This window comes from Streptomyces hirsutus, from assembly GCF_001418415.1.
Classification (GTDB): Bacteria; Actinomycetota; Actinomycetes; order Streptomycetales; family Streptomycetaceae; genus Streptomyces; species Streptomyces hirsutus.
In genome coordinates this window covers 1-10,355 of record NZ_LIQT01000285.1, presented here as the reverse complement: position 1 = coordinate 10,355, position 10,355 = coordinate 1, and the positions used below count along the sequence as shown (strand labels likewise).

General features: G+C 69.6%; 9 protein-coding genes, 2 pseudogenes and 1 riboswitch. Of the genes and pseudogenes, 9 read left to right on the top strand and 2 right to left on the bottom strand.

The window, feature by feature from the left end; translation table 11 throughout:
- The 3 genes and pseudogenes from AOK11_RS21215 to AOK11_RS21205 all read left to right on the top strand — a co-directional run.
- Window positions 1-207, top strand: a pseudogene (locus tag AOK11_RS21215) (aa3-type cytochrome oxidase subunit I); the annotation flags it as partial.
- Complete coding sequence (locus AOK11_RS21210) at window positions 204-602, top strand: cytochrome c oxidase subunit 4 (RefSeq protein WP_055595309.1); 399 nt, start codon at window positions 204-206, stop codon at window positions 600-602. The pseudogene AOK11_RS21215 and the gene AOK11_RS21210, both read left to right, overlap by 4 nt.
- Window positions 603-764: 162 nt before the next feature.
- Window positions 765-2,039: a L,D-transpeptidase gene (locus AOK11_RS21205; protein WP_055595308.1), complete on the top strand. Its 1,275-nt coding sequence runs from the start codon at window positions 765-767 to the stop codon at window positions 2,037-2,039.
- Between the two features lie 277 nt (window positions 2,040-2,316).
- Here AOK11_RS21205 and AOK11_RS21200 read toward each other — a convergent pair whose 3' ends face one another.
- Window positions 2,317-2,718, bottom strand: a complete 402-nt coding sequence (locus tag AOK11_RS21200; RefSeq protein WP_055595307.1) for a DNA-binding transcriptional response regulator — start codon at window positions 2,716-2,718, stop codon at window positions 2,317-2,319.
- A gap of 200 nt (window positions 2,719-2,918) precedes the next feature.
- Here AOK11_RS21200 and ctaE point away from each other — a divergent pair, with 200 nt between their 5' ends.
- The 6 genes from ctaE to AOK11_RS21170 all read left to right on the top strand — a co-directional run bounded on the left by ctaE (window position 2,919) and on the right by AOK11_RS21170 (window position 10,193).
- Complete coding sequence (gene ctaE / locus AOK11_RS21195) at window positions 2,919-3,530, top strand: aa3-type cytochrome oxidase subunit III (protein WP_055595306.1); 612 nt, start codon at window positions 2,919-2,921, stop codon at window positions 3,528-3,530.
- A gap of 79 nt (window positions 3,531-3,609) precedes the next feature.
- Complete coding sequence (qcrC, locus tag AOK11_RS21190) at window positions 3,610-4,422, top strand: cytochrome bc1 complex diheme cytochrome c subunit (protein WP_055595305.1); 813 nt, start codon at window positions 3,610-3,612, stop codon at window positions 4,420-4,422.
- Window positions 4,419-5,477 carry a cytochrome bc1 complex Rieske iron-sulfur subunit gene (qcrA, locus tag AOK11_RS21185; protein ID WP_055595304.1) on the top strand — a complete coding sequence of 353 codons (1,059 nt, stop codon included), beginning with the start codon at window positions 4,419-4,421 and terminating at the stop codon, window positions 5,475-5,477. Before qcrC ends, qcrA begins: the two co-directional genes overlap by 4 nt.
- Window positions 5,474-7,135 carry a cytochrome bc1 complex cytochrome b subunit gene (gene qcrB, locus AOK11_RS21180; protein ID WP_055595303.1) on the top strand — a complete coding sequence of 554 codons (1,662 nt, stop codon included), beginning with the start codon at window positions 5,474-5,476 and terminating at the stop codon, window positions 7,133-7,135. The genes qcrA and qcrB overlap by 4 nt, the downstream gene beginning before the upstream one ends.
- A 172-nt stretch (window positions 7,136-7,307) precedes the next feature.
- A complete protein-coding gene (trpD, locus tag AOK11_RS21175; protein ID WP_055595302.1) occupies window positions 7,308-8,372 on the top strand; it encodes an anthranilate phosphoribosyltransferase in 1,065 nt (354 codons plus the stop codon).
- A 106-nt stretch (window positions 8,373-8,478) separates the two neighbouring features.
- Window positions 8,479-8,595, top strand: a riboswitch (SAM riboswitch).
- A gap of 209 nt (window positions 8,596-8,804) precedes the next feature.
- Window positions 8,805-10,193 (top strand): aminotransferase class V-fold PLP-dependent enzyme, encoded by a 1,389-nt coding sequence (locus tag AOK11_RS21170; protein ID WP_055595301.1) that lies wholly within the window; start codon window positions 8,805-8,807, stop codon window positions 10,191-10,193.
- Here AOK11_RS21170 and AOK11_RS21165 read toward each other — a convergent pair.
- Window positions 10,148-10,355: pseudogene (locus AOK11_RS21165) on the bottom strand (glycerate kinase); the annotation flags it as partial. The gene AOK11_RS21170 and the pseudogene AOK11_RS21165 sit on opposite strands and share 46 nt — an antisense overlap.

Here is a 10,355-nt window from a genome sequence, read left to right as displayed (position 1 = left end):
GTCGACGACCCGTGGGGGTACGGCCGTTCGCTGGAGTGGGCCACCTCCTGCCCGCCCCCGCGCCACAACTTCCTCACCCTGCCGCGGATCCGCAGCGAATCCCCGGCGTTCGATCTGCACTACCCGGAGATCGCCGCGCTCGACCAGCTCGAGAACGCCGGTCACGGTGAGAAGGTCCTCTCCGGCGGCAAGGAGGCCGGCAAGTGAAGATCCAGGGCAAGATGTTCGTCTGGCTGAGCGCCTTCCTGCTCGTCGTGGCGGTCGTCTACGGCGTGTGGTCGAAGGAGCCGGCCGGCACCACGGCCCTCTTCCTGGCCTTCGGCCTGAGCATCATGATCGGCTTCTACCTGGGCTTCACCGCCCGGCGGGTCGACGTGGGTCCTCAGGACAACAAGGAGGCGGACGTCGCCGACGACGCCGGCGAGGTCGGGTTCTTCAGCCCGCACAGCTGGCAGCCGCTCGGTCTCGGCCTCGGTGCCGGGGTCGCCTTCCTGGCCGTCGCCGTCGGCTGGTGGCTGATGTACTTCGCGGCACCGCTGATCCTGCTCAGCATCTGGGGCTGGGTCTTCGAGTACTACCGCGGTGAGAACCGCACCCAGTAGGACGCACCCCGGTAGTACGCACCAGTAGGACGAGCGACCCGCGCAGGGCCCGGACACTCCCCCAGGAGCGTCCGGGCCCTGCGTCGCATTCGGCCACGACAAGCGTCACTCGTTCGAGTTTTCCGGCGTGCCGCAGTTGACGAGACTCCCTAGCGTGAGCTCATGAGACGTGCTCCCCGAAACCGCACTGCCGTCGGCTGCACGCTGCTGGTGATCGCCCTCGGCGCGGGCTTCACCGGCTGCTCCTCCGGCGGGAACCCACTGTCCGCCGAGCCCTACGACGCAGCGGACCGGATCAGCTTCAACGGGCCCTCCGAAGGGAAGAAGGCCGACCCGGACACGCCCCTGGAGATCGTCGCCGAGGACTCCGGCGGGCGCATCACCGACGTCACGACGGTGGACGCCGCGGGCCACCACGTGGGGGGCGAACTCGCCGCCGACGGCAGCCGCTGGCACAGCACCTCCCCGCTCGCCGCCGACACCGACTACACGGTCCGGGTCAGCACCGAGGACGAGGACGGGGCACCGGGCCGCAAGGTCCTCACCTTCACCACGGGCAAGCCCACCGCCCCCAGGAGCAGCGGCGCCAAGAGCCTCGGCGTCACCTTCGGCCCGGGAAAGGGCACCTACGGCGTCGGCCAGCCGCTCACCGCCGAGCTGACCGCGCCCGTCCAGGACCCCGCCCAACGCGCTGTCGTGGAGCGCGGACTGAAGGTGTCCTCCACGCCCGCGGTGGTCGGCTCCTGGCACTGGGTGGACGACAGGAAACTCCACTTCCGTCCGAAGGGGTACTGGCCCGAGAACGCCACCATCAGGGTGCGCAGCACCCTGGAGGGCGTCAGGATCGGCGACCGGCTGACGGGCGGCAAGGCCGAACCGCTGACCCTCAGCACCGGCGACCAGGTCATAGCCGTCACCGACGTCGCCGCGCACCGGCTGACGGTCTACAAGAGCGGAGAGGAGATCAGGAAGATCGCCGTCACCGCCGGCAAGCCCGGCTTCGAGACCCGCAACGGCGTCAAGGTCGTCCTCGCCAAGGAACGCCTCGTACGTATGCTCAGCACCACCATAGGCATAGCCGAGGGCTCCTCCGAGTCGTACGACATGCCCGTCCACTTCGCCACCAGGGTGACCTGGAGCGGTGAGTACGTGCACGCCGCCCCCTGGTCCGTCGGCTCCCAGGGCTACGACAACGTCAGCCACGGCTGCGTCGGCATGAGCACCGGCGACGCCGAGTGGTTCTTCGACACGTTCCACCAGGGCGACCTGGTCGAGGTCGTCAACTCCGGCGGCGCGACCATGGAGCCCTTCGGCAACGGCTTCGGCGACTGGAACCTCACCTGGGCCCAATGGCGCGAGGGCAGCGCCCTGGTGGGCGGCACCGGGCCCGGTCCCGCCCCCGAGGAGAAGGCCCGCCTGCGCCCCCAGCCGGCCTGAGCCGCCGGACGGGCCCTACGGTCTGTCCGGCGGGTCAAGTCGGAGGTGGCCGGCGGCATCTTTCGAGCTGGGGTGAGCGGGTTCTGGTGCGTGCAGCTGCGAGGCGGAGGAGGGCGTCGACGCGATGGGGGTCCCCCCTGCTCATGGGGGTGCCCCCGCTCGAGCGAAGCCGAGAGTGGGGGAGGAGCCGAGAGCTCGGGGGAGCCGGCGAGTGACGACAACGCGGCAGATGTGCGTGCCGGCCCCCGCGTCTCCGGCCTGAGCCGCCGGACGGGCCCTAGACGCTCAGGGCGTGCTTCCGGCGCAGCAGGGAGGCCAGGGCCGAGGCGAACTCCACCGGCTCCACCGGCAGCGTCACAGCGGCCTCCGCGCGGCTCCAGGTGGCCAGCCAGGCGTCCTGGGGCCGGCCGATGAGCAGCAGTACCGGCGGGCACTGGAAGATCTCGTCCTTGATCTGCCGGCACACGCCCATGCCGCCCACCGGCGACGACTCGCCGTCCAGGACGCAGACGTCGATCCCGCCCCGCTCCAGTTCCTTGAGGACGGCCGGGAGGGTCGCGCACTCCACGAACTCCACGACGGGCACGTCCGGGGCCGGCCGCCGGCCGGTGGCGAGCCGCACCTGCTCCCGGGTGCCTGCGTTGTCGCTGTAGACCAGCACCGTGGCGGTCGCCTGCATTGTTCCTCCACGCTTCCGAGGGGCACGGCATCGTCCGGCACCAGTGGTGCCGATGGCGCGGATGCTACCCCTTCCGGCAGCTTGTCAACACTGGTTCGGACACCGCTTCGATGGGCCATCCGGGCAGTACACGACGGGCGAACACACCGAACAGCACCCCCCGGGGTGAGGGCGGGATAAGCGACCGACATAATGTCGGCGTGGCGACAGCAACGACAGTAGATACCGGGCACGCGCACCCGTCGGTCAATCGACCGAACCTCACCAGCGTCGGAACCATCATCTGGCTGAGTTCCGAGCTGATGTTCTTCGCGGCCCTCTTCGCGATGTACTTCACCCTGCGATCGGTGACCGGACCCGACTTCTGGTCGGAGAAGGCCGACACGCTGAACTTCCCGTTCTCGTTGACGAACACCACGGTCCTGGTGCTCTCCTCACTCACTTGCCAGCTCGGCGTCTTCGCCGCCGAGCGCGGGGACGTGAAGAAGCTCCGGGCGTGGTTCATCGTCACGTTCATCATGGGCTCCGTCTTCATCGGCGGTCAGGTTCTCGAATACACCGAGTTGGTCAAGCACTACGGCTTGTCCATCTCCTCCGACCCCTACGGATCGGTCTTCTACCTGACCACCGGCTTCCACGGCCTGCACGTGCTGGGCGGTCTCTTCGCCTTCCTGTTCGTCCTGGGCCGGACCTACGCGGCTCGGAGGTTCACCCATGACCAGGCGACGGCGGCCATCGTCGTGTCCTACTACTGGCATTTCGTCGATGTCGTCTGGATCGGCCTCTTCGCCACGATCTACATGATCAAGTAGGCGGACCCGAATCCGCGCGCTCGAAGAAGCGCACTTACCAGAAGCATCGACGCAGAAGATCCTGACACCGGGGTAATCCGTGAAAAAGCTCTCCGCACGACGACGCCACCCGTTGGCGGCGCTCGTCGTCCTGCTCCTCGCGCTGGCATGCACCGGGGGGCTGTACGCCGTGTTCGCACCCGCGAGCAAGGCACAGGCCGACGAAACCGCCCAATCCCTCACCATCGAGGAGGGCAAGAAGCTCTACGCGGTCGGCTGTGCCAGCTGCCACGGCACCGGTGGGCAGGGCACCACCGACGGTCCGAGCCTCGTGGGCGTGGGCGCAGCGGCCGTCGACTTCCAGGTGGCCACCGGCCGTATGCCGGCCGCCACCTCGCAGGCCGCACAGCTTCCGAAGAAGAAGGCCGTCTACACCCAGGCCGAGATCGACCAGATGGCGGCGTACATCGCCTCCCTGGGCGCCGGCCCGGCCGTTCCCACCGAGGAGCAGTACGGCCCCGAGGGCGCCGACATCGCCAAGGGTGGTGAGCTGTTCCGCAACAACTGCGCACAGTGCCACAACTTCACCGGCAAGGGCGGTGCGCTCACGCACGGCAAGTACGCCCCGGACCTGGAGGGCGTGGACCCCAAGCACATCTACCAGGCCATGCTGACCGGCCCGCAGAACATGCCGTCCTTCCCCGACGGTTCGCTGTCGGAGCAGAACAAGAAGGACATCATCGCCTACGTGAAGACGGTGAACGGCGATGAGACCGTGAGCCCCGGCGGCCTGTCGCTGGGCGGGCTCGGCCCGGTCTCCGAGGGTCTGTTCGCCTGGATCTTCGGACTCGGCGGGATGATCGCGGTCGCCGCTTGGGTCGCCGCTCGGACCGCAAAGGCCAGGAAGTCATGAGTACCCAAGAGACTCCCGAAGAGAAGCTGCCCGCAGGGCAGGACACCGCGCACGGCGCGGTGCGCGTCGCGGACGAGAAGAACCCGTTCGCCGACCCGGGGCTGCCGCCCCACGAACCGCGGGTCCAGGACGTCGACGAGCGGGCCGCCAAGCGGTCCGAGCGTACGGTCGCCCTGCTGTTCACGCTGTCGATGCTGGCCACCGTCGGCTTCATCGCGTCGTTCGTGACGATCCCGGTCGACCAGTCCGTCTACATCTTCCCGATCGGTCACATCAACGCGCTGAACTTCGCGCTCGGTATGACCCTCGGCATCGCCCTGTTCGCCATCGGCGCCGGCGCGGTCCACTGGGCCCGCACGCTGATGTCGGACCAGGAGACCGCCGACGAGCGGCACCCGATCGCCGCCCCGCCGGAGGTCCGCGAGAAGGTCATGGAGGACTTCCGCCAGGGCGCGAAGGAATCCGTGATCGGACGGCGCAAGCTGATCCGCAACACGATGTTCGGCGCGCTGGCCCTGGTCCCGCTCTCCGGCGTGGTCCTGCTGCGCGACCTCGGTCCGCTGCCCGAGACCAAGCTCCGCCACACGGCGTGGAAAAAGGGCAAGCTGCTCGTTAACATGAACACGAACGAGCCCATGCGGCCGTCCGACATCATCGTGGGCTCGCTGACCTTTGCCCAGCCCGAGGGCCTGGACCCGCACGAGCACGGGTTCATGAACGAGATCGCCAAGGCCGCCCTGATGATCGTCCGTATCCAGCCGGAGAACATCAAGGACAAGCGCGAGCTCGAGTGGTCGCACGAGGGAATCGTCGCGTACTCGAAGATCTGCACCCACGTCGGTTGCCCGATCTCCCTGTACGAGCAGCAGACGCACCACGCGCTGTGCCCCTGTCACCAGTCCACCTTCGACCTCTCCGACGGGGCCCGGGTCATCTTCGGTCCCGCCGGTCACGCCCTGCCGCAGCTGCGTATCGGTGTGAACGACGAGGGTTACCTCGAAGCGCTCGGCGACTTCGAAGAGCCCGTCGGTCCGTCCTTCTGGGAGCGCGGATGAGTACCACGACCAGCACCACGAATCCGTCCGGCGCCGACGGGCCGGGCCGCTCCCGCGGGAAGGCCCCGGCCGGCGAACGCGTCGCAGACTGGGCCGACGGCCGGCTGGGGATCTACTCCCTGGCCAAGGCCAACATGCGCAAGATCTTCCCCGACCACTGGTCGTTCATGCTGGGTGAGATCTGCCTCTACAGCTTCATCATCATCATCCTCACGGGTGTGTACCTGACGCTGTTCTTCCACCCCTCGATGAACGAGGTGGTGTACCACGGCAGCTACGTCCCGATGCAGGGACAGCTGATGAGTGAGGCGTACAAGTCGACGCTGGACATCAGCTTCGACGTCCGCGGTGGTCTGCTGATCCGGCAGCTCCACCACTGGGCCGCGCTGATCTTCGTGGCCGGCATGTTCGTGCACATGATGCGCGTGTTCTTCACCGGCGCGTTCCGCAAGCCGCGTGAGGTCAACTGGCTGTTCGGCTTCCTGCTGCTCGTCCTGGGCATGTTCACCGGGTTCACCGGCTACTCGCTCCCGGACGACCTGCTCTCCGGCACCGGTATCCGCTTCACGCAGGGCGCGGTCCTGTCGATGCCGATCGTCGGCACGTACCTCTCGATGTTCATCTTCGGCGGGGAGTTCCCGGGGGACGACTTCATCGCCCGGTTCTACTCGATCCACATCCTGCTGCTGCCGGGCATCATGCTCGGCCTCGTGGTGGCGCACCTGATCCTGGTCTTCTACCACAAGCACACGCAGTTCGCGGGCCCCGGCAAGACCAACAAGAACGTCGTGGGCATGCCGCTGCTGCCGGTGTACATGGCGAAGGCCGGAGGCTTCTTCTTCCTGGTCTTCGGCGTGCTGTGCGTCGTCTCGGCGGTCGCGTCGATCAACCCGATCTGGAACATCGGCCCCTACCGGCCGGACATGGTCTCCACCGGAGCCCAGCCCGACTGGTACATGGGCTTCTCCGAGGGCCTGATCCGTGTGATGCCGGGCTGGGAGATCAACTTCTGGGGCCACACGCTCGTCCTGGGTGTGTTCATCCCGCTGATGATCTTCGGGCTGGTCCTGGGGTCCATCGCCCTCTACCCGTTCATCGAGTCCTGGGTCACCGGGGACAAGCGCGAGCACCACATCCTGGACCGCCCGCGCAACGCCCCGACGCGCACCGCCTTCGGTGTCGCCTGGATCACCCTGTACTTCCTGCTCCTCGTCGGCGGTGGCAACGACCTGTGGGCCACCCACTTCAACCTGTCGATCAACGCGATCACCTGGTTCATCCGCATCGGGTTCTTCGTCGGGCCCGTGGTGGCGTTCATCGTCACCAAGCGGATCTGCCTCGGCCTCCAGCGCCGGGACAAGGACAAGGTGCTGCACGGCCGCGAGTCGGGCATCATCAAGCGCCTGCCGCACGGTGAGTTCATCGAGGTCCACGAGCCGCTCAGCCAGGAGCAGCTGCACACCCTCACGGCGCACGAGCAGTACAAGCCGGCCGAGATCGGCCCGCTCGTCGACGAGAACGGTGTCGAGCGCAAGGTGAAGCCGCTCGAGAAGCTGCGCGTCAAGCTCAGCAAGGGCTACTACGGCGAGGAGTCCCAGATTCCGAAGCCGACCGTCGAGGAGTACAAGGAGATCACGAGCGGCCACGGCCACCACTGATCCCCGCACCGCCTCAACCGCCTTCCAAGGCAACCGAGTCGCCACACGACTGCGAAGGGCCCCCGTCCGAGGACCGGACGGGGGCCCTTCGTCGTGCCCCGGGATCGATAGGGTGGGGACGAAACCCCTACCCATCCGTCTGCCGAAGACGTCGAGGACCCAGGAGCGGCTGATGAGCGCTGTGACCCCCGCAGGAGGCAACACCGCGGCGGGCCGCTCCTGGCCCGCCCTGTTGAACGGCCTGCTCGACGGCCGGGACCTGTCCGCCGACGACACCGCCTGGGCGATGGACCTGATCATGCGCGGTGAGGCCACCGACGCGCAGATCGCCGGGTTCGCCGTGTCCCTGCGGGCCAAGGGCGAGACCGTCGAGGAGATCACCGGCTGCGTCCGGGCGATGTACGACCACGCCATCGGCATCGAGGTGCCCGGGAAGACCGTCGACATCGTCGGCACCGGCGGCGACGGCGCCAGGACGGTGAACATCTCCACGATGTCCTCCGTCGTCATCGCCGGCACCGGGGCGAAGGTCGTCAAGCACGGCAACCGGGCCGCCTCCTCCGCGTCCGGCGCCTCCGACGTCCTGGAGAAGCTCGGCGTCAACCTGGAGCTGACCCCGCAGCGGGTCGCCGAGGTCGCCGAGGAGGCCGGGATCACCTTCTGCTTCGCGGTGAAGTTCCACCCGGCGCTGCGGCACGTGGCGGCCGCGCGAGGCCAGCTGGGCATCCGGACGGTGTTCAACTTCCTCGGTCCGCTGGCCAACCCCGCCCGGGTCAGGGCCCAGGCCGTCGGCGTCGCCGACCCGAGGATGGCTCCGATCATGGCCGGCGTGTTCGCCGGACGCGGCCACTCCTCGCTGGTGTTCCGCGGCGACGACGGCCTCGACGAGCTGACCACCACCGGCCCCTCGACGGTGTGGGTGGTCCGGGACGGAAAGGTGACCGAGGAGCGCTTCGACCCGCGCGACGTCGGCATCGAACCCGTACCGCTGGAGGCCCTGCGCGGCGCCGACGCGTCGTACAACGCGGAGGTCGCCCGGCGGGTGCTGGACGGCGAGCACGGCCCGGTGCGGGACGCGGTGCTGCTGAACTCGGCGGCGGCGCTGGTGGCGCTCGAACCGGGAACCGGGACGCTGGTGGAGCAGATCCGGGCAGGGATGGCCAAGGCCGCCGAATCGATCGACTCGGGCGCCGCCCGGCGGGTTCTGGAGCGCTGGGTGCTGGCCAGCAACGCGTGAGCCGCGTTCGAGCGGTACGGCAGGTGTGAGGGCGCGGTCCGGTCCGTCCAGGATCCGGACCGCGCCTTGCGCGTGCCGCGGGCCCGTGTGGCAGGATGTGGGACCAGGTCATGAGCGACAGCCATCAGGCCCCGGCCGGCTGTCCGGCAACCCTCCGTCCGTGGCGGGGTGCCCCGGGTGAGGACCAGGCCGTGAGCAGCAGGGCTCGCGGCAAGCGCGGATCCCTCGCACTCGATCGAGTGGGACACCAGGGGTCCTGGTCGTTCGAGGGAGCCTTCCGTTGAGCATGCGAATGCGTTAGGGCGCTTCTGACGGGCCCTTCGAGGCCGCAGAGCCCCGCCCCCCCCCCGCAGGATTCTTTCCCACCTTCTCCCACGCTCGAGCCGTGTGCGCTCGCGTGGTGATTCCGCCTGCCTCCACGGGAGTCCAGCCATGTCCGTTTCCACTCTCGCCGCCGTCTCCGCCGCCGATGCCGTCGCCCCGTCCGGCTGCGCTCCGCTGCCCGTGCTCGGCCGGGACGTCACCGTTCCGCTCGTCACCGGTGGGGAGGTCACCTACGCCGCGCTCGACTACGCCGCCAGCGCCCCGGCGCTCCAGCGCGTCTGGGACGACGTGGCCGCGTACGCGCCCTACTACGGCAGCGTCCACCGCGGCGCCGGGTACCTCTCCCAGCTCTCCACCGAGCTGTTCGAGAACGCCCGCCGGACCGTTGCCGGGTTGCTCGACTGCCGGGACGGGGACCAGGTGGTCTTCACCCGGTCCACCACCGACTCGCTCAACCTGCTCGCCGCCGCCCTCCCGGACGACTGCCAGGTCTTCGTCTTCGAGACCGAGCACCACGCCGCCCTGCTGCCCTGGCGCGGCGCCCGTGTCACCTTCCTCGACGCCCCGGACAGCCCGGAGCAGGCCGTACGGGCCCTGGAACACGCCCTCGCCGCCCGCGACTCCCACGGCCCGGCCCTGGTCTGCGTCACCGGCGCCTCCAACGTCACCGGCGAGCTGTGGCCCGTGCGCGAGCTGGCCGCCGCCGCCCACGCGCACGGTGCCCGGATCGTCCTGGACGCCGCCCAGCTCGCCCCGCACCACGCGGTGAGCCTGCGCGAGCTGGACGTCGACTGGGTCGCCTTCTCCGGGCACAAGCTGTACGCCCCGTTCGGCGCCGGCGTCCTGGCCGGCCGCGCCGACTGGCTGCGGGAGGCCGAGCCCTACCTCGCGGGGGGCGGCGCCAGCCGCAAGGTCACCCGGCGCGAGGACGGGGGAGTGGACGTCCAGTGGCACGACAGCGCCGCCCGCCACGAGGCCGGCTCGCCCAACGTCATCGGCGCCTACGCGCTCGCCTCGGCCTGCAAGGCACTCGCCGAGGCCGGGTTCGGCACACTGGCCGCCCGCGAGGAGCGGCTGATCCGCACCGTGCGGGACGGGCTCGCGGACGTGCCCGAGGTGCGGTTCCTGTCCCTGTTCGGGGACGACGCACCGCGCGTCGGCGTGCTCTCCTTCGTCGTCGACGGCTGGAACGGCTCCCACTTCGCCGCGGCCCTCTCCGCCGAGTACGGCATCGGCGTACGGGACGGACTGTTCTGCGCCCACCCGCTGCTGCGCGCCCTGCTCGGCGGCGATCCGCAGGACGGGGGCGAGTGCGGCGCCCCCGGGGCGGCGCCCGGCGGGACGGCCCTCGACGCGATCCGCGTCAGCTTCGGCGCGGGCACGCCGGACGAACACGTGGAGCGCTTCGTCCGCGCCGTCCGGGAGCTCGTGCGCGGTGGCGCCCGCTGGAGCTACCGGACGGTCGACGGCCGCTGCGTGCCGGACACCTCCGCCTGAGCCCCGGTCGCCTGCCCTGGTACGCGCGTCCCGCCGGGCACCGCCCGCCGGACGGCGGGGACGGCGGGGGAGTGCAGGCGAGTGCCCAGGACGATCATGCGCAAGGCGCGTTCCGTGGCGTCGGTGAGGAGTCCGGCGCCGCGGAACGCGCCTTGCGCATGA

Bases quoted from the DNA above. Each gene is read 5' to 3' on its own strand.
- AOK11_RS21200 (WP_055595307.1), bottom strand. From the start codon at position 2,718: ATGCAGGCGACCGCCACGGTGCTGGTCTACAGCGACAACGCAGGCACC.
- AOK11_RS21170 (WP_055595301.1), top strand. From the start codon at position 8,805: ATGTCCGTTTCCACTCTCGCCGCCGTCTCCGCCGCCGATGCCGTCGCC.
- AOK11_RS21205 (WP_055595308.1), top strand. From the start codon at position 765: ATGAGACGTGCTCCCCGAAACCGCACTGCCGTCGGCTGCACGCTGCTG.
- qcrA (WP_055595304.1), top strand. From the start codon at position 4,419: ATGAGTACCCAAGAGACTCCCGAAGAGAAGCTGCCCGCAGGGCAGGAC.
- qcrB (WP_055595303.1), top strand. From the start codon at position 5,474: ATGAGTACCACGACCAGCACCACGAATCCGTCCGGCGCCGACGGGCCG.
- trpD (WP_055595302.1), top strand. From the start codon at position 7,308: ATGAGCGCTGTGACCCCCGCAGGAGGCAACACCGCGGCGGGCCGCTCC.